The sequence below is a fragment of the Pedobacter sp. AC379 genome, assembly GCF_979258145.1.
In genome coordinates this window covers 3,438,775-3,456,740 of record NZ_OZ409839.1, presented here as the reverse complement: position 1 = coordinate 3,456,740, position 17,966 = coordinate 3,438,775, and the positions used below count along the sequence as shown (strand labels likewise).

16 protein-coding genes and 1 tRNA gene are annotated in these 17,966 nt (G+C 36.6%); 12 read left to right on the top strand and 5 right to left on the bottom strand.

Going from position 1 to position 17,966, the window contains the following annotated elements; translation table 11 throughout:
- Positions 1-3: 3 nt before the first annotated feature.
- A complete protein-coding gene (locus tag ACZZZW_RS15210) occupies positions 4-1,557 on the bottom strand; it encodes an MGH1-like glycoside hydrolase domain-containing protein (protein ID WP_463494615.1) in 1,554 nt (517 codons plus the stop codon).
- Positions 1,557-4,292 (bottom strand): alpha-d-galacturonidase, encoded by a 2,736-nt coding sequence (locus tag ACZZZW_RS15205; RefSeq protein ID WP_463494613.1) that lies wholly within the window; start codon positions 4,290-4,292, stop codon positions 1,557-1,559. The genes ACZZZW_RS15210 and ACZZZW_RS15205 overlap by 1 nt, the downstream gene beginning before the upstream one ends.
- 267 nt (positions 4,293-4,559) lie before the next feature.
- Here ACZZZW_RS15205 and ACZZZW_RS15200 point away from each other — a divergent pair, with 267 nt between their 5' ends.
- From ACZZZW_RS15200 to ACZZZW_RS15180, 5 genes are all read left to right on the top strand, one after another.
- On the top strand, positions 4,560-5,324 hold the full coding sequence (locus ACZZZW_RS15200) for an SDR family NAD(P)-dependent oxidoreductase (RefSeq protein ID WP_463494612.1): 765 nt from the start codon (positions 4,560-4,562) through the stop codon (positions 5,322-5,324).
- Positions 5,325-5,356: 32 nt separating this feature from the next.
- Complete coding sequence (locus ACZZZW_RS15195) at positions 5,357-6,211, top strand: fumarylacetoacetate hydrolase family protein (protein ID WP_463494610.1); 855 nt, start codon at positions 5,357-5,359, stop codon at positions 6,209-6,211.
- A 1-nt stretch (position 6,212) separates the two neighbouring features.
- Positions 6,213-6,542 (top strand): L-rhamnose mutarotase, encoded by a 330-nt coding sequence (locus ACZZZW_RS15190; protein ID WP_463494608.1) that lies wholly within the window; start codon positions 6,213-6,215, stop codon positions 6,540-6,542.
- Positions 6,543-6,553: 11 nt separating this feature from the next.
- Complete coding sequence (locus ACZZZW_RS15185; protein ID WP_463494606.1) at positions 6,554-7,375, top strand: amidohydrolase family protein; 822 nt, start codon at positions 6,554-6,556, stop codon at positions 7,373-7,375.
- A gap of 181 nt (positions 7,376-7,556) precedes the next feature.
- The gene (locus ACZZZW_RS15180) at positions 7,557-8,726 is read left to right on the top strand and encodes an alpha-hydroxy acid oxidase (protein ID WP_463494604.1); all 1,170 of its coding nucleotides are present in this window, start codon (positions 7,557-7,559) and stop codon (positions 8,724-8,726) included.
- Positions 8,727-8,796: 70 nt separating this feature from the next.
- Here the strand turns inward: ACZZZW_RS15180 and ACZZZW_RS15175 are convergent, their stop codons facing one another.
- Complete coding sequence (locus ACZZZW_RS15175; protein ID WP_463494602.1) at positions 8,797-9,960, bottom strand: aldose epimerase family protein; 1,164 nt, start codon at positions 9,958-9,960, stop codon at positions 8,797-8,799.
- A gap of 194 nt (positions 9,961-10,154) precedes the next feature.
- Between ACZZZW_RS15175 and ACZZZW_RS15170 the strand changes: the two genes are divergently transcribed.
- The 3 genes from ACZZZW_RS15170 (at position 10,155) to ACZZZW_RS15160 (ending at position 11,793) form a co-directional block, all read left to right on the top strand.
- Positions 10,155-10,826: an HAD family hydrolase gene (locus ACZZZW_RS15170; RefSeq protein ID WP_463494600.1), complete on the top strand. Its 672-nt coding sequence runs from the start codon at positions 10,155-10,157 to the stop codon at positions 10,824-10,826.
- 1 nt (position 10,827) lies between these two features.
- Positions 10,828-11,526: an NUDIX hydrolase gene (locus ACZZZW_RS15165; protein WP_055906887.1), complete on the top strand. Its 699-nt coding sequence runs from the start codon at positions 10,828-10,830 to the stop codon at positions 11,524-11,526.
- A 191-nt stretch (positions 11,527-11,717) separates the two neighbouring features.
- Positions 11,718-11,793: transfer RNA gene (locus tag ACZZZW_RS15160), tRNA-Lys, on the top strand.
- A 332-nt stretch (positions 11,794-12,125) separates the two neighbouring features.
- Here ACZZZW_RS15160 and ACZZZW_RS15155 read toward each other — a convergent pair.
- Complete coding sequence (locus ACZZZW_RS15155; protein ID WP_463494598.1) at positions 12,126-13,109, bottom strand: ISAon1 family transposase; 984 nt, start codon at positions 13,107-13,109, stop codon at positions 12,126-12,128.
- On the bottom strand, positions 13,102-13,455 hold the full coding sequence (locus ACZZZW_RS15150) for an ISAon1 family transposase N-terminal region protein (RefSeq protein WP_463493063.1): 354 nt from the start codon (positions 13,453-13,455) through the stop codon (positions 13,102-13,104). Before ACZZZW_RS15150 ends, ACZZZW_RS15155 begins: the two co-directional genes overlap by 8 nt.
- A gap of 111 nt (positions 13,456-13,566) precedes the next feature.
- Between ACZZZW_RS15150 and ACZZZW_RS15145 the strand changes: the two genes are divergently transcribed.
- The 4 genes from ACZZZW_RS15145 to ACZZZW_RS15130 all read left to right on the top strand — a co-directional run bounded on the left by ACZZZW_RS15145 (position 13,567) and on the right by ACZZZW_RS15130 (position 17,966).
- Positions 13,567-14,268, top strand: a complete 702-nt coding sequence (locus ACZZZW_RS15145) for an HNH endonuclease (protein ID WP_463494596.1) — start codon at positions 13,567-13,569, stop codon at positions 14,266-14,268.
- Between the two features lie 44 nt (positions 14,269-14,312).
- Positions 14,313-15,359, top strand: a complete 1,047-nt coding sequence (locus ACZZZW_RS15140) for a hypothetical protein (protein WP_463494594.1) — start codon at positions 14,313-14,315, stop codon at positions 15,357-15,359.
- Complete coding sequence (locus ACZZZW_RS15135) at positions 15,356-16,663, top strand: hypothetical protein (RefSeq protein ID WP_463494592.1); 1,308 nt, start codon at positions 15,356-15,358, stop codon at positions 16,661-16,663. The genes ACZZZW_RS15140 and ACZZZW_RS15135 overlap by 4 nt, the downstream gene beginning before the upstream one ends.
- 85 nt (positions 16,664-16,748) lie before the next feature.
- Positions 16,749-17,966 (top strand): ImmA/IrrE family metallo-endopeptidase, encoded by a 1,218-nt coding sequence (locus ACZZZW_RS15130; RefSeq protein ID WP_463494590.1) that lies wholly within the window; start codon positions 16,749-16,751, stop codon positions 17,964-17,966.

Genomic DNA, 17,966 nt, shown 5'->3' with positions numbered 1-17,966 from the left:
CTTTTAATTCATCTGCACTTTTAAAGGCTTCAAATCTTTGCCTTTATAAATTTCTTTACCATCAATAAACACCAATAAGCCCTTACCCTTATTATATTTTTTTCCGGTTTTATCCCACAAAATAGTCAGGGTTTTATGGTGATACGAAACTTGATCTAACATAAACCAATCCCACTGGTTCTTAGGAATTAATGGTGAAATTTCAAGTACATTATCCTCACGTGGTTTTATGCCAATCAGGTCATTGATCATTAAATCATTAAAGGTGGAGTGATTGTAAAAACTGCTCCGCGGGTTATCGCCTTTTAACCATTCCCCGGTTTTTTCATCCTGGTACTCACCAATGTAAGGTTTACCATTTTTTACATGAGATGCAGCATACTGATGTAGTTCTTTATAAAAAACTTCGGCAGTCATTTTACCATGTTTTTTATAGTTGGTGAGCAGATTTGCCAAACCTTTTAGCGTTTGAGTGCTTGCAAAAGGCCAAAGTGCACCATCCCATTCGCAGCTATGCCCTGTACCTCTTGTTCTAAAAGTTGGGTTTCTTCTTTCAGCGGTGGTTAATCCCCATGGTGCTTTAAATCCAGCAGTATCAAGCAACTGATCCCAGGCTTTTGCATATTTAGACTGGTCATCAGGCAGGTTAAACTCCCAAGGGGTAAAACCGATGGCTTCTCGCACCTCTGATGAGCCACCTTTGGCTTTTCTGGTTTCAAAAAATGAGGCAGAAACATTCCACAAACTGTCCTGAACCAACTTTTTGAGCACCATTGCTTTATTTCTATATTTATTAGCCAAGGTTTCATCACCTAAAAGTTTGGCAATTTTAGCTAAAGCCATGGCATTACCGTACATGTAACTGTTTATAGTTGGCCGCTGGTTTTGATCTTTCCTCGATCCGCTGATTGATTCTTCCATGCCATCTTTAACATCATGCTGCCAGAATAAACCATTTTTAAGTTGCCTTTCGGCTTCCCATTTGCCGTAATCTTTATCCAATGCGGGCAAAATTTCCTTTAAAAAGCTTTGATCAGGTTGTACAAGGAAATTCTGAAAAACAGCATCATCCACCCAACTGCTAAATTGATGGAAACGCTGTTTGGTTTGACCAACATCGGCATGGTAGAGCCAGAATTTGATATAATCTTTTAAATAACTGTTGTCTTTTAACCACCTGCCCTCATAAATATGATGGCCTAATGCACAACTAATGGAATTGTATTTGCCGGCATGTTTAACCGGTTCGATAAACTCCGTAAAAATAAAACCCTCAGGCGTTTTAACAAGATGCTTGCGGTATGTCCACCAGCGGTAGTAATAATTTTGCTCCAATACCGTATCAGGGCATTCAAATAAAGGTGCCTGTTCAGCAATCCATGTAAAAGCTTCGGCATTGGGAATATAATTTTTTACAGCTTCTGTATCGATAGAATTGAAATAGGTAATATATTTCTTTAATTTATCAGTTCCCAGGATTGATTTCTGCTGTGCAAATCCCGCTATAGTCAATACCGACAATGAAGCTGTTGCAATAAAATTTCTTGTATTCATCATTATTCAAATAACCAGTCTATATCTTTTCCTCTACCATCCAAACCTGCATTAAAAATCCGCAATTCTTGTTTATCATCAATAAAACCCAAAACCAGACAAGTGCCTTTACCCAAATTTAAAGTATGTGTTCCTGGCGCGAAAGAATAAGCATGAACATTTACCGGCGGAAAACCATTGGCTACCAGTGCATTCGATATCTTAATTTCAGACTGACCATAATTATTGGCACTTGCATCAGTTTCCAGTTGTGGTGGAGCAAGAAATTGAGGATCTTTCTGGTTAAAAAAGCCAACTAACAATTTTACAGGTGTTTTTGTCGTAAATTTGATTTCGGTACCAATTTTAATTTGCTTTTCTTTAGAAAGTTTAATTCCTTTTAAACCCAGCAATTGTGCGGCAACTTCTTTAATTTTAATGGCTGTATCGGCAAAAAGCTGTGCATCTTTTGCAATCACATAGCTTTCAGTTTCATTTAAGATTTTAACATCAGCATTTTTATAAGGAACAATTGCTGTAACTGTGCCTTGTTTTATCGATTTAAGTGAATCGATGCTATGTTTAAAATGTTCGAGTTCTTTACTAAAAACAGGCAGCATTTCTTTCCAATGGATAAATGTTTTATCTACACCACGCATCGGGATTTTGCGTTGCTTGGTTTGCATACTGTTGGCATACAGGTAACTGTGTTCAGTTAATTTAACCAGTTTAGCATAGTGGTCTACACTTTTTTGTAAAAATGGTAATGCCTGTTCTAAATCGGCTACCTGATTGGAATTTTTATACCGCAGTATCCATAAAGCTGCCTTAACTTTTTCAGCATAAAAATTGGCCATTTCATCATAGCAATCAATATCGTTTTTAAGTCGCTTAAATTCCGCAGTATCTTTTGTTACAGTTGGTGCAGCTTCGTTAATAGATTCTATTGCTTTTTTGCCATGCGCTACCACTTCACGTGCTACCTGTACTGGTGTTTCGCCAATATGGCCTTGTTTCTTCCACTCCTTCTCAGCGTATTCAATAATCATTTCGCCTTCAGGCGCTTCCGATTCGTACATTAAAGTGAATAAACCATAACGGAAAGGGTTGATCAACTGAGTCATTAACATGCCAAGGGTTAACGTTTGGCGGTTTCCATCTGTAATGCCATATCTGCGCAAAAGCTTTGGCGATATTTCTCCAGATTCTTCGTAAGCATTCAGAATGGCTTTACCTGCGGTTAAATGAACACCATACTTATTGGCCAGTTCATTTCCCCAATAGTTAATTTCCTGACTACGGTCTCTTTGCGAATTCCACGAGTACCTTGCCCATTCCTTATACCAAATCCAATCGCGGTCTACCTCTAACAATCTTCCTTTTACATCATCTGCAGAATATGGCCAATCCCAATAACTCGCTTGCGGATATAAATGCAATCCTTTTGCGCCATAAATCTTATTCATTGCCTGAACTGATTTTTGGATAAAATCTGCAGAACCATAACGAAAAGGTTCCAAGTTTGCTAAAATATGCACGTTAGAAATGTTAACTGTACCAATAGCAGCTAATTTTCTATTTAAATCGGCCCAAGCTCCACGCGGTGTGTAAGTTGTTAAAGCTTCGCCGTTAAACTTATTTTCAGTGTACAGGTTTTTATATAAGGGAAGCGCGGCTTTCATTACACTTGGAGCATCGGTATCATGGGCGCGTAGTACAATCGGAGGCTCTTCCTTAATGCCTGCGGCTTTTAATCCATCTTTAACTCCTGGAATTATTGTTTTGGTAAACCAATCTATATCATCCTGGCCAACACCCTCCATTGCTTCGCCTAAGGCCACCATTAAACCCACATTCGGATATTTTTCTACAAAAGAAGCAATAGATTTTCGGGTATAATCGGCAATTAACGGTATAATCGGACGGTTTCGATCCTGCGTTTTTAAGCCATGTTTATCGGCAAATGGTTTTGGAATAATAATATTGTAAAACATCTGAATCACCCATATACCGCGTTTATCAGCTTCTGTGGTTAAGAAACTGAAAATTTCCTCATTCTTTTTTAAAGTGGCATCATCAACCTCCACTGCATATGGATAATCTTTTAACCTCAATAACGACGAAAAAGGATGTCCGTTCCACAAATAAAGCGAATTATACCGGTTTTCGACCATCATATCCAGGTACTTGATCCATAAAGCTTTATCATATAACCAGGGGAATGTTTCTGGCGTGTAAGGATATTCGTAAACATCATGGCCAGGTAGGTAATCGGGTTTTTGCAAGCCGATACATGTGCCTCTCAATACCATTTCAGGCTGGTCGGACAGGGATATCTGCGTTGGCAGTTTTCCAGTGCTGGCAATCTGGTCGGCCAATTCAATACAGCCATATAAAGCACCCGATGCATCGTTGCCAATTACATAAAGCACCCCATTTTTTCCATTATAAATATGAAATCCCTCTTTTTTAGTAACTGAGATTTTATTCTTAATCTCCAACGGAAGGTTACTGGCAAATAGTTTGTCGGAAAATACACCAACCGCAATAACGTTCTCCGTTTTGCCAAGCTTATCTCTTTGTTCAATTGTAAATGAATATTTTAATTTGGCTAATGCTTTTGATAGCTTTTCGGCACCAAAACGCACACGCACATGCTTTTCTGTAGAAATTACAATCGTTTTTTGTGTACGGCTTGAAGCATAAACAAATGATAGGGATAAAAAATAGCAGGAAATAAAAATTAGAAAATTTCTCATTCAATTGGCTCTGTAACAACACCTGTATCAGGCAAGTTGGTGCAATATCTGGTTAAATATTATCTTTAAATATAAAGACAATATTCAAATATAAGTAATTTTTGCGATTGCCTTTGTAAAATTTATGCAAGGTAAAGCGGTTTATATGTTCAAAACAGGTTATGACAATATCTGTTAATATTTAGGCAAGAAGATAAAATTTTTAATCAACATTATTTATTTTATTTGTATCCTATTCTAATCAATTATAATTTTATAAGCATATACATGTTTTCACTAAAAAACAAAAAAGCCGTTGTTACCGGTGGCGGCAGCGGCATTGGAAAAGCCATAGCAACCATTTTAGCCAAACAAGGTGCTGAGGTTCACATTATAGAGCTGGGTACTGAACATGCGCAGGCTACCATCGATGAAATTAAAACAAATGGTGGCGAAGGCTTTAGTTACGGTTGTGATGTTGCTGATCACAATGCTGTACATGAAGTTTTTAAACAAATTGGCCAGATTAATATCCTGATTAACAATGCAGGTATTGCGCATATTGGCAAGGCAGATACTACTGATGAAGCCGATTTTGACCGTGTAATGCGTGTTAATGTAAAAGGCGTTTACAATTGCCTGCATGCAGCCATTCCGCAGATCCGTTTAGCTGGTGGAGGTGTAATTATTAATATGGCATCAATCGCTGCGTTAATTGGCCTGCCGGATCGTTTTGTTTATAGTGCTGCAAAAGGTGCGGTAAAAGCAATTACGATGAGTGTGGCAAAAGATTATATTGGCGAAAACATCAGGTGTAACTCCATTTCACCAGCGCGGGTTCATACGCCTTTTGTGGATGGATTTTTACAGAAAAACTATCCGGATAATATCCCCGAAATGTTCGAAAAACTTTCTAAAACACAACCTATTGGCAGAATGGCAAAACCAGAAGAAGTTGGTGCCCTTGCTTTATACCTATGCAGCGATGAAGCCTCTTTTATTACTGGTTGCGATTACCCGATTGACGGTGGATTTACTACCTTAAACAATTAATAATATTTTCAAATACAATAAAGCATTTTATAATGAAATTAATACGATTTGGCGAAGCCGGAGCTGAAAAACCTGGAGTAATTATTAATGATAACTATTTTGATGTTTCTGCTTTGGTTAATGATTATAACGAAGAATTTTTTGGTGGTGATGGCTTGGAAAAATTAAAGACCGCTATTCAAACCGCTGATTTACCTCAGGTTGATAAAGGTGTGCGCCTTGGTCCGGCTTTGGCCCGTCCTTCAAAAATTATTTGTGTGGGCTTAAACTATAAAGATCACGCAGCAGAAACCAATGCTCCTATCCCATCAGAACCAATTTTGTTCTTTAAAGCTACTTCAGCTATTGTTGGGCCAAATGATGAATTAATTATCCCAAAAAATAGTAAAAAAACCGACTGGGAAGTAGAATTGGCAATTGTAATTGGCAAAAAAGCGAGTTATGTTGCTGAAGAAAATGCTTTAGATCATATTGCGGGTTATGTTTTGCATAATGATTATAGCGAGCGCGAGTTCCAGATTGAAAGGAACGGACAATGGGTTAAAGGAAAAAGCTGCGATACATTTGCTCCTATCGGACCATTTATTGCTACCCAGGATGAAATTGCCGACGTACACAATCTTCGCCTTTGGTTAACCGTAAATGGCAATACTTTGCAGGATGGCAATACCTCGAACCTGATTTTCAATGTGCCATTTATGATTTCTTACATCAGTCAGTTTATGACGCTTTTACCTGGCGATGTTATTACCACAGGAACACCGGCTGGTGTAGGTTTAGGTCAAAAACCCGAGCCATGGTATTTAAAAGCTGGTGATGTGGTTGAATTGGGTATAGACGGTTTAGGCTCTAGTAAGCAAAACGTTAAAGCTTATAGTGAAAACTAAAATGGAAAGATACTGCTTAACACTCGATCTTGTAAATGATGAAAAGCTTATAGAAGAGTATAAGCAGTATCATAAAGCGGTTTGGCCTGAAATTAAAGAAAGCATCAGCTCATCGGGGATTGAAAAATTAGAAATATATCTGCTTGGCAATCGGCTGTTTATGATTATGGAGGTGAATGAAAGCTTTTCTTTTGAACAGAAATCGAAAGCAGACTTGGCTAACCCAAAAGTGCAGGAATGGGAAAATTTAATGTGGAAATACCAGCAGGCATTACCTGGTTCGAAGCCTGGAGAAAAATGGATTTTAATGGATCAGATATTTAAACTTTAACCTCTTTATATATGATTGATACACACGTACATTTCTGGAATTTTGATCCCGTTAAAGACAGCTGGATAAGCGAGGAAATGATGGCCATCCGCAAAGATTTTTCTCCAAAAAACCTATTGAGGGCGTTTAACGAACTTCAAATTACTGGTTGTATTGCTGTGCAGGCCAATCAATCCGAAGAAGAAAATCAGTTTTTACTCCGACTGGCTGATCAAAATGAAATTATAAAGGGTATTGTGGGCTGGATAGATCTGCTTAATCCTGATTTGGAAGAACGTTTAACTTATTGGGGTAATTTTAAAACCATTAAAGGCTGGCGACATGTTCTGCAAGCTGAAAACAGTGATTTTATTCTGAACAAAAAGTTCATTGCAGGAATTAATTTGCTGAAAAAATACAATTACACCTACGATTTATTGTGTTACCACGATCAATTGACAGATATTATTAAAATGGTTGATCAAATTCCTGATCAGCCATTTGTACTGGATCACTGCGGTAAACCCGATGTTAAAAATCAGGATTTACAAGCCTGGTCGGCAAATATTAAAACCTTGGCTTCAAACCCAAATGTAAGCTGCAAAGTTTCTGGCTTACTGGCAGAAGCAGACTGGAAAAATTGGAAAGAAAAAGAACTTTTTAATTGTTTCGACTCAATTTTTGAGCATTTCGGTGTTGAAAGAGTAATGTATGGCAGCGATTGGCCGGTAATGTTAATCAGTCGCCCATATGAAGATTGGTTTAATTTAGTTACTAAATACGCAACGCAATTTTCTGCAGCTGAAAGGAAATTAATTTTCACTGATAATGCTAAAGCTTTTTATCAGGTTTAATACGCTATCGTATTTTACGGTTTGTAAGCACAATTATTCCAAGCGAGGGTAAGCAAATGATTAATGATAGCCAACATAAAACGATAATTGCAAAATAGCAGATAGAGCAGGATGGAAAACATAATATAAAACATTAGTTTTCGCTTTTTAAAATAGAATCTGACCAATACAATATTTAAATATGAGTAAAAAGATTACATTCCCTTACAATCCTCAGTTTCCTTCTGTAGCCGACTTAAGAAGCAAAGCAAAATCGAGAATTCCAAAATTTGCTTTTGATTACCTGGAGGGCGGTTGTAATGAGGGACTTAATTTATCGCGGAACGAGAGCGATTTCGACAATATTTACCTTAAACCGAATTACTTACGCGTTGGTGGAGATATTGATATGTCGGTCGAGTTGTTTGGCCGCCGTTACAGTGCTCCGTTTGGGATATCTCCTATCGGCTTGCAGGGTTTGATGTGGCCTAATGCACCCGAAATTTTAGCCAAAGCTGCTGCTAAAGCCGACGTTCCCTATACTTTAAGCACGGTATCTACCAGTAGTATCGAACGAATTGCCGAAGTATCCGAAGGGAAAGCATGGTTTCAGTTGTACCATCCTACTGAAAATAGTTTGAGAGATGATATTTTAAATCGCTTAAAAGCTGTTGAATGCCCTGTATTAGTTGTTCTGGTAGATGTACCTGCATTTGGTTTGCGGTATAAAGAAATTAAAAGTGGTTTATCTATTCCACCAAAAATGTCAATCAATAATATTTTGCAGGCTTTTGCCCGCCCGCTGTGGGGCATTAAAACCCTGCAACATGGAATTCCATCATTTGCAACCTTAAAGCCTTATATGGAAAAAGGCCTTGACATGTCGCAACTTGGGCAGTTTATGAACAAAACATTTACCGGCAAGGTTGATATTGAGAAAGTTGCAGCCATTCGTGATCTCTGGAAAGGGCCACTAGTACTGAAAGGAATCACAACTGACGAAGATATGCAGGCTGCTATCCAGATCGGTGCGGATGGTGTAATTGTTTCCAATCATGGTGGCAGGCAAATTGATGCAGGTGAATCTTCAATCAATTCACTGATTAAATTGGCAAACAATCCACTTTATAAATCAAAATTAAAGATCATGTTAGATGGTGGTATCCGTTCGGGTGTTGATTTAGCAAGAGCGCATGCCGTTGGATCTGAATTTAACTTTATGGGCCGGCCTTTTATGTATGGAGTTGGTGCGCTGGGTAACGAGGGTGGCGAGCATACCATTAATATGTTTAAAACTCACCTATACCAAATTATGCAACAATTAACCATTGAGAGAACTACTCAGTTTCCTGATCGGTTATTAACCCCTTAAAATTGAATTTTAAAACAAAAAAAGCAAGACCAAAAGTCTTGCTTTTTTTGTAGTAATACGGATATTCAACTTATTTAATTGATGCTTTAGAAAACTTATAAGTTGTACTTGTTTTATAAGTTTCGCCTGGTTTAAGCACTGTAGATGCAAAATTTGGATGATTTGGTGCATCAGGAAAATGCTGTGTTTCTAAACAGAAAGCTGAACGATGAGGATATGCTTTTTTACCTTTACCATCCTTATCTGCACCGGTTAAAAAGTTTCCGCTGTAAAACTGTAAACCCGGTTCTACCGTGTAAACCTCAAGGATAATACCCGTAACCGGGCTTTTTACGGTAGCTACAGGTGTTTTGCCATCGTGATGGGTTAATACAAAATTATGATCGTAGCCTTTGCCAAATTTTAACTGCTGATCATTTTCTTCGATGGATTTTCCGATCGTTTTAGCTTTGTTAAAATCAAATGCTGTTCCAGCTACAGGTGTTAATTTCCCGGTTGGGATTAAAGTAGAATCTACAGGTGTATAAGCATTGGCATCAATAGTTAATTCATGATCAAGGATTGTGCTGTTTCCTTCTCCATTTAGGTTAAAATATGCATGGTTGGTTAAATTTACAACGGTTGTTTTATCAGTTGTTGCTAAATAATCAATCTGCAAAGCATTATCATCAGTTAGGGTATAGGTTACCTTTACATCAAGTTTTCCAGGGTAACCCGCTTCGCCATCATTAGAAACGTAATTTAGTTCCAGTTTTTGACTATCCACCTGTTTGGCTTCCCAAACTTTCGAGAAAAAGCCATCAGTACCGCCATGTAAGGTATTTACTCCATCGTTGAGTTGCAAAGTATATTCTTTTCCTTCCAAAGTAAATTTGCCTTTGCCAATTCGGTTTCCATATCTCCCGATTAATGCACCAAAAAACGGCTCTCCTTTTTTGCGGTAAGCACCTATGCTATCGTACCCTAAAACAACATCAGTTAACTTATTATCTTTATCAGGCACTAAAAGTGATACTACCCTCCCACCATAATTGGTGATGGAAACGGAAGCCCCTTGTTTGTTTTTTAAGGTGTATAGCTTTACACTTTTTCCATCAACGGTTGTGCTGTATTTTAACGTATCGGTTTGCGCAGTGGTTTGTGCTTCCTTATCAGATTTAGGATTACAGGAAGAAAAAGCAATGGCTAAACATAATGTAGCGAAAGGCAAGGCCTTGAAGAATATTTTTTTCATGGATTAAAATTTGAGGAAGCAAACCTGAACCTGCATTCATTTACAGGGTACACGCGACTTCATATTGATTTATTTTTGGTTAAAGCTAAAGTAGCAAAAAATTATTAACGTCAAAGTAACGATTATAACTATTATTCTTATATTATTAATGATGATTCTAAACAGTAAAAAAAATCACATATTTTAGCAGTAATATGCATCATTTTAATTTTAAGCCTAAAGCCTTTCTTTTTGATTTAAATGGCACCATGATTAATGATATGGAGTACCATACTATGGCCTGGTACGGTATTATGACGGAAGATTTGGGTGCCAAGCTCGATTACGAAAGTGTAAAAAAAGAAATGTATGGTAAAAACCATGAGGTTTTGGAACGCGTTTTTGGGAAAAATAAATTTACCGCCGAAGAGATAGTACGGCTTTCTACCGATAAGGAAAAACGTTATCAGCAAGGTTATATGCCTCACCTGGCACTTATTAATGGCTTAGACCTGTTTCTGGAGCGTTCGAAAAATGCCAATATTAAGATGGCAATCGGCTCTGCGGCCATACCTTTTAACATCGATTTTGTAATAGATGGACTCAATATCCGCCACTATATGAATGCCATCGTAAGTGCGGATGATGTTGAAACCAGTAAACCTGACCCTGAAACATTTTTGAAGGCAGCGGCGGCTTTAAATATTGAACCCGCAGACTGTTTGGTGTTTGAAGATGCACCTAAGGGTGTAGAATCGGCCTTAAACGCAGGCATGCAATGCATTGTTTTAACAACTACGCACACCATCGAAGAATTTGATGGTTATCCAAATATCTTAGGTTACATTACAGATTATACTGACGCTAAATTAAATACGCTTTTTTAACATGGGAAAATATTTAAATCAAAAACCTGTTCTTGTTGCAGTAGACTGCATTATTTTTGGCTACGACGGTGAACAGCTGAAACTTTTGGTGATTAAAAGGGCCATTGAGCCAATTAAAGATCAATGGAGTTTAATGGGTGGTTTTATTGGCGAGCAGGAAGACCTCGACGGTGCTGCAAAAAGAATTTTATTGGAATTGACAGGTTTACATGATGTTTATCTGGAACAACTTCATGCCTATGGTCGCCCAGACCGTGACCCTATTGAACGTACGGTTTCAGTGGTTTATTTTGCCTTGATTGATATTAACAAATACAGCAAACAAATTAACGATCAATACCATGCGGAGTGGTTTAAGCTGAAAGAAGTTCCAGAATTAATTTTTGACCATAACATAATGGTGAAAGCGGCAATGGATAAAATCCGTTATCAGGCTGCCCTCCACCCTGTTTTATTCGAACTTTTACCTAAACGCTTCACAATACCACAACTTCAGGCTTTATATGAGCAGGTTTACGACTCACCAATAGATAACCGGAATTTTATACGCAAGATTACCGCAAGTGGATTATTGATTAAACAGACTGAAAAGGATAAATCAAGTTCGAGAAGAGGAGCCTTTTACTTTAAACTTGATAAGAATAAACACAAAGCTCAGTTTCAGTCTTTCCTTAATTTTATCCCTAAAGCTAGCAAATAGCGCTCATTTATATGAATTTTATAGGTTAAGAAAAAATATTTTAAAATTAATTAATGGCCTATAAATTTTAAAATCAGCAAGTTATAAGTAAGTATTTTAACCACAGCAAAAAACAGCTCAAACATTTTAAAAAATTATTTGCAAGAAAAAGATAAATATCTATATTTGCACCTCCTTAAACAAAGGGAAATGATTCCGTAGCTCAGCTGGTAGAGCATTACACTTTTAATGTAGTGGTCCTGGGTTCGAATCCCAGCGGGATCACCAGAACGAAACTAAGCCTCTGTAAGTCAATAACTTACAGAGGCTTTTATTTATTACAGTCAATATTACAGTCAATAATTTGTTGGTATCTTTTTTAACTGGTACTTTAGTAAATAATTTATTATTGACTCTCAACAAATGTTTTCTATCTCCCCTACAGATAAAAATTGGTTTTATTTTTTGAAAAGCCAAGAACTCAACTCCTTTATTAATTTTTGGACTCCCACGCCTTGGAATTTAAGAAAACCAAAGCAAGGGGAAAAATTTTACTTCTTACTTAAATCGCCTATAAGGCGAATTGGGGATCAAGCGGAAAAGTTGGGGGGAGTTAAACTTTAGGCATATATTTTCGATAATCTGAATAAGAAGAACTTAATATCCCTTACACCTCTCGATGTTGCTCTAAAGGCTTTGATCTTGGCATTGAAAGATTCTGCAGAAGCATTTGTAGCCCTGTTAATAAAGAAGTTAAGGATATACAGGTAATGCGATTGAATTGATCTGGCAACAGTCCTAAAGGAATCAATTCCGCATGCTTCGACCTCATTATACCAGATTGCCAATCTTTTAAAGGCCTGTTCCTTACTTTTGCACAATCTGAATATATCTCCCAATTTTTGGGCAATATTATATGCATTCTTTAATTTGGGATACCTTTCGAAAAGTAGCTCTGCTCTAAGTTCTTGATTCCGTGTCCATTTTGAGGGATGTTTAAACAAAAGATACCTGCTCCGCGCCAGCAATTGCTTTAAAGTATCTCCATTAGCCAACACTTCTGGATGGTAAGCAGTTTTGTTCTTTTTTGCCGTTGCGATGTCCTCATTTTCTGCATCGATAGCCTCCCAACGATACTTTATCCTAACTTCCTGAACTGCATCATAAGCCAATTTCTGAACATGGAAACGATCAATTACCCGATGCGCGTTTACAAAACATCGTTTTATGGCCAATTGCATGTTGGCAGCCATATCCATGGTTACTTCCCGCACCCGTTTTCTCAGTCTTTCCGGAATCTTTTTCAGTATAGATATAATGTTTTCGGCCACCGTACCCTTGATCATCGCTACAATAGCACCCTTTCTACCTTTGGCTTCCTTATTGGTTACAATAGTATAAAGCTCTCCATTGGATAAAGCTGTTTCATCAATACTGAGCCTGGGGCTCACATTCTTTACAAAAAGCATCCAATCATCCGCATGCCCTTTCTGATCCCAACTACTATAATCACTGATGTGCTCTTTATATTGCTCCTGGAGTTGTTTGCCGTCTATTTGGAAATAATGCCCTAAATGATAGCAGCTAATGGGGTGGTTATCCAAATATTCCTTTTAAAAAAAGACCGAATTCCGTAGTCATCCGAGTCCCTTTTCTTACTAAATCCCAATCTCTACCAATGATATCCCCAGTCTTTTTTACCGTCCATCTACGTCTCTTGATACGTAAGGCAACTTTTTGCCCACGAATAGGAAAATCCTGAATGGAAACTTCTGGAAGAAAGCCCTTTGATTCGAGCTCAGTTATCCCGTAACCAGAGGGAGCTATATTCTTCTCTTCAAGAAAGATCTGAAGCTCTTTCGACTCTTTTTCGACTTTGAGTATTTCGAAATAATCCAGAATGCCTTCTGGTAATAAAAAACTGATAAGGGTTTGTTCGGCTGGATTCAAGGGAATTTGTAATTACTATTAACTACAAAAGAAACAAATTATTCGATTACCCCCAACTTTTCCGCTTGATCCCGAATTGGTGGGTTCGCTGAATATCTGGAATATAAAAATTTGACAGCAGAGCAAGCATGGAATGAATATGGTATACGTAACGGAAGGAGTACAAAAGAGCTCTTCTTGAATAGCATAAAATCTTATTTAGATAAAAATAGCAAAAAATATAGAGGCAAAAACATTACTCCTGAAAACCACATCATTGGATGTATCATACTAAAAAATTGTATTTTTTTTGATGATGAAGGATTTCTAAATACCGAAGATTACGGCTTAAAATTCCCTACCCAAATAGTTAAAATTAAGTATGTCAATTCTGTAGATCCTTTTTTTTCAATTAACAACGATAAAAAATTATTTACTCCCATAAATGATGAAAAAATTAAAAACTATGTCCTGACAAACACTCGAATTGGTCAGGGACTTTTTAGCGGCATAATTAAAAAAGCATATAACAATCAATGCTGTGTTAGTGGCGAAAAAATTCCCGAACTTTTAAACGCTGCTCATATTCAAGCCTATATCAATAAAGATTCGCATCATGTACAAAATGGATTGTTGATGAGGGTTGATATACATGCGCTTTATGATGCGGGGCTAATTAGCATTGATGAAAATTACACTATTTTGGTTAGCCAACAATTGAACTTTACCGATTATTACAAATACAAGTCTAAAAAGATAACATTACCAGTAAAACGTTCTGATTTTCCATCAAAAGCCGCACTTAAACTTAAACTAAAAGGCTTCAGATTATAAAATGCCGAACATCAACGTCAAAAACTATTTTGCATCAAAAATAAATGAACCAAGCAACTAAAAAAACCTCTCTTAAAGAAACTGTCATGTCTGCAATAGGCGAATTTCTTTATGAAGAGAAATTCGCCAGCTCTGGAGAGCTCAAGGAGGGAGTTCTAGAATTGATAAATTCAATTTCTGATTATTATGAAGAGGGACAGCACCTTTTTCCAGAGGTGATAATTGTTAATGATATAGATTTTTTCAAAACAATTTCTGATCGAAAAATAATTATAAAAAAAGTTCCTCTGAAGAAAGCAGAGTTTTCAAATATCTTAAAACTTTGCGCACCCCTTGCAGTAGGTAGTTGGAATATTTTCATCGAAGTAAAAGACGAAATAACTTTTGGGCTTATTGATGCAGAAATTACAGAGACAAGTCCATCGTTATATGAGCAAGCAGTTGGCAAATTGGCTGTCAAACCTGATAATATTTCTGTTGCATATATCCAAAATATTGGCATCAAAACTGTTAAATTAATTGGCCTAGAAAGAAAGCTAATAGTTTCATTATCTTTAAACGATATTGAATATGATGAAGACAATGCCACATCTTCGATTTCAAAAGATATCACCGAAAATTGTCCCGAAGAGCATAAAATAAATATCACAACATTGTTAAATAAAACTATTAGTGAGGCTTTAAGGATTGGGCATGGTAATCTGATTGGGCTTATTGATGATTCGCCAGATTCAATTGAACAAATAAAAGCTGAGTTTTCCGACTGTATATATTTACAAGAATCAATAGACCTAGCCGAATTCGTTAGGTATGCTGAAAGTGAGAAATCTGGGGAAGCTTCGGTAAATTTAATTTCTTACACGAAAATATTAATATCCATGCTAAATCATGATGGAATAACAATTTTAACAACTACCGGAAAAATTATTGGCTATCATATGTTTATACCACCTATTGTTAGCGAAGACAATCCGGTAATAATTGGGGGAGCTCGAACACGGGCTTACCAATCAATGGTAAACTCGGGAAAATTTAGTTCTTGTTTTTATAAATCTCAAGATGGTAAAACACAATATTGGAAAAAACAATGACAGACTTACAACTTTGGAAAGGACCAGATGGAGCCCTTATCCCAACTGATATTAGTGAAGCTCAAGATTTAGTAAAGTATGCAGAAAGTTTAACTGATCGTCAAAGATTGCAAATTGTTGCAGCTTTCGAAATTAAGGCATACGATATGGCTGCTGAATTCACTTGGAAAAAAGCAATTGTAAAACTTAAAGAAACGTTAAGTACCCTTGGCATGAAATTCATAGGCGAAATGCTAAATCGTGAAGATATTGACGAATATGCAACGCTAGATCAAGTGCTTACTGATTACACTACGATTAATTTAGCAGAGCAGCTCGGCGTTGTGAGTAGTACCGCTGCTTTGAAGCTCAAACATGCTAACGAGCTAATTACTCACTATTTTTCTAATAAAGCATCTGAAGACTTAGATAAGGTTTCAGCAATACAAATTGTGAAATCAAGTGTTCAGTATGTTCTGGCAGAGTCAGATATATCAATTGCGATTGAATTTTCTCAATTTAGAAACAGGCTGTTAAGTGAGTATCTTTCTTTGACTGATATCGAACTAGACCAGCTGATTCACGCATCGCTGTTTTATTTGCGAACAGTTGTTACTATTCTAACTTCTGCAATTAAAAATGATACTGGGGCAAAACTAGAAAATGCTTTGGCTAATTTTAATTTAATTCTTCCGCACATTTGGTCTACTCTTGGCGAAAATGATAAATGGAATATAGGTACAGCATATAGGGATGTCACGGCATCGGGTAATGTAAGTGCATCTTCGGGTCTTAAAAATGCTCTATTAAAAGTTAGAGGATTCGATTATGTTCCCGAAAACTTGAGGTCAAATACATTTAAAAAAGCAGCGAGTAATTTACTGGAGGTTCATTTTGGACAAAACAACTTCTATAATGAACCAGCTGCAATTAAAAGATTAGCTAACTTGGGTTCTACTATTCCAAGTGCTGCTTTCTTGGAATGTTTACAAGCATACATAGCCATATACATCGGCAATTACTTTAATTATTCGTGGGCAGCCGCGGAAATTGCTGAGCGGAAATTGTCTGAGATTTCAAATGATAGATGGCGTTATTATTTCGAAAAAGGTATCAATACTGATGAGATAATTCTGTCAAAGTTAACTGACCTAAAACCTTTCTCAAGATTTAGAACAATTCTGCAAAGATTCAATTCTGAAGAATTTGATGATTTGCCAAAAGCTAACAGGGAATTACTAAAAGCAGTTCTGGCAAATAATTATACACGAACCAAAAATATTGCAGAAGCAATGTTAAGAGCTATAAAACCAAAGCAAGATTAATCTTTAATTAATTCTCGGGTAAATTTACCCGAGAATTATGATTTTATATAATAAAATGTTATTTTTGAGGGTAAATATACCCTAGATGCAAGATAAAAAAATAAACATAAACAGTCTTTTAAAAGCATCATTAGATTCTGACGAGCCGAAAATTGACCTTTATCAATTGTTCGAAGCTCGAACTACCCAGCTCGGAATCACTATGACCCAAGCAAGTGAACTGTTAAGTATAGAAAGAAAGTCATTATTAGCTTTATTGACTGGAGAATCTAAACAGCCAAACATGCTTAATGTTCTCAAAATTGCTGAATTTCTTGAAATTTCATTGAATAACGTATTAAAGTCAATCCTTTCGAAGCAAAGCCCCGAAAATATTGCCAGCCTTCAGTCTGCAAATAAAATGACATTTCTAGCAAAAAACTTCGATATTGATAAACTCTATAAAGAGAAATTTATCACAACCAAGAATGATACTGACAGTATAATAAATAGAGTCATTTCTTATTACGGGTTTCGTGAAATGCAAGAATATGAAGATTATGAGAAAAATTTAAGTGCGATACTCTTCAGTCAACCAAAGCGAAATTTTACCGATAGAATGAGAGACTTTGCGATCAAATCGGCTTATAGGCTTTTCGAGCTGATAGATAACCCTAACACATATAATAGAGAAATATTAAAGGATTTAATACCAAAAATAAAACCCTATTCACGGGATGTTGAGAATGGATTATATATAGTTTGCAAAGCTCTTTATAATCATGGAATTACGGTGATTTTCCAAAAACACTTGACCACTTCTCAATACAGGGGAGCTACGTTTATAGTTAATAACAAACCTTGCATTGTATTAACCGACTTAAATAAAAGCTATCCTACTGTGTGGTTTGCACTGCTTCATGAGCTATATCACGTCCTATTTGATTACGAAATAATTGCAACATGGGGTTATCATCTCACTGGTGAGCCAAGTTTGATTCTCATCAATGAAGAACAAGCAGATGATTTTGCGCAAAACTTTTTCTTCGGTATTGATATGTTCAATTATATCAAGCCGCATATAAATAATAAAATTATGGTTGATAGATATGCTAAACAAAATAGTATTGACCCATCCTTCGTTTATAGAGGTTTTCAATTTTTCTCTAAACTTTATGACAAGAAGGATTATTGGAAAGCTTTTCACCAATTCATGCCAGAACTAAGTAGTGCTACTAAAAAATTAAATCCAATGTCTTGGAAAGATGATGTTACACTGCCGAATATTGCAATACAATTAAAACAAATTTTCGAAATAAATTAA

What these genes read in the sequence shown, in the direction of transcription:
- ACZZZW_RS15210 (WP_463494615.1), bottom strand. Translation starts at nt 1,557, where the DNA reads ATGATGAATACAAGAAATTTTATTGCAACAGCTTCATTGTCGGTATTG.
- ACZZZW_RS15205 (WP_463494613.1), bottom strand. Translation starts at nt 4,292, where the DNA reads ATGAGAAATTTTCTAATTTTTATTTCCTGCTATTTTTTATCCCTATCA.
- ACZZZW_RS15200 (WP_463494612.1), top strand. Translation starts at nt 4,560, where the DNA reads ATGTTTTCACTAAAAAACAAAAAAGCCGTTGTTACCGGTGGCGGCAGC.
- ACZZZW_RS15195 (WP_463494610.1), top strand. Translation starts at nt 5,357, where the DNA reads ATGAAATTAATACGATTTGGCGAAGCCGGAGCTGAAAAACCTGGAGTA.
- ACZZZW_RS15190 (WP_463494608.1), top strand. Translation starts at nt 6,213, where the DNA reads ATGGAAAGATACTGCTTAACACTCGATCTTGTAAATGATGAAAAGCTT.
- ACZZZW_RS15185 (WP_463494606.1), top strand. Translation starts at nt 6,554, where the DNA reads ATGATTGATACACACGTACATTTCTGGAATTTTGATCCCGTTAAAGAC.
- ACZZZW_RS15180 (WP_463494604.1), top strand. Translation starts at nt 7,557, where the DNA reads ATGAGTAAAAAGATTACATTCCCTTACAATCCTCAGTTTCCTTCTGTA.
- ACZZZW_RS15175 (WP_463494602.1), bottom strand. Translation starts at nt 9,960, where the DNA reads ATGAAAAAAATATTCTTCAAGGCCTTGCCTTTCGCTACATTATGTTTA.
- ACZZZW_RS15170 (WP_463494600.1), top strand. Translation starts at nt 10,155, where the DNA reads ATGCATCATTTTAATTTTAAGCCTAAAGCCTTTCTTTTTGATTTAAAT.
- ACZZZW_RS15165 (WP_055906887.1), top strand. Translation starts at nt 10,828, where the DNA reads ATGGGAAAATATTTAAATCAAAAACCTGTTCTTGTTGCAGTAGACTGC.
- ACZZZW_RS15140 (WP_463494594.1), top strand. Translation starts at nt 14,313, where the DNA reads ATGAACCAAGCAACTAAAAAAACCTCTCTTAAAGAAACTGTCATGTCT.
- ACZZZW_RS15135 (WP_463494592.1), top strand. Translation starts at nt 15,356, where the DNA reads ATGACAGACTTACAACTTTGGAAAGGACCAGATGGAGCCCTTATCCCA.
- ACZZZW_RS15130 (WP_463494590.1), top strand. Translation starts at nt 16,749, where the DNA reads ATGCAAGATAAAAAAATAAACATAAACAGTCTTTTAAAAGCATCATTA.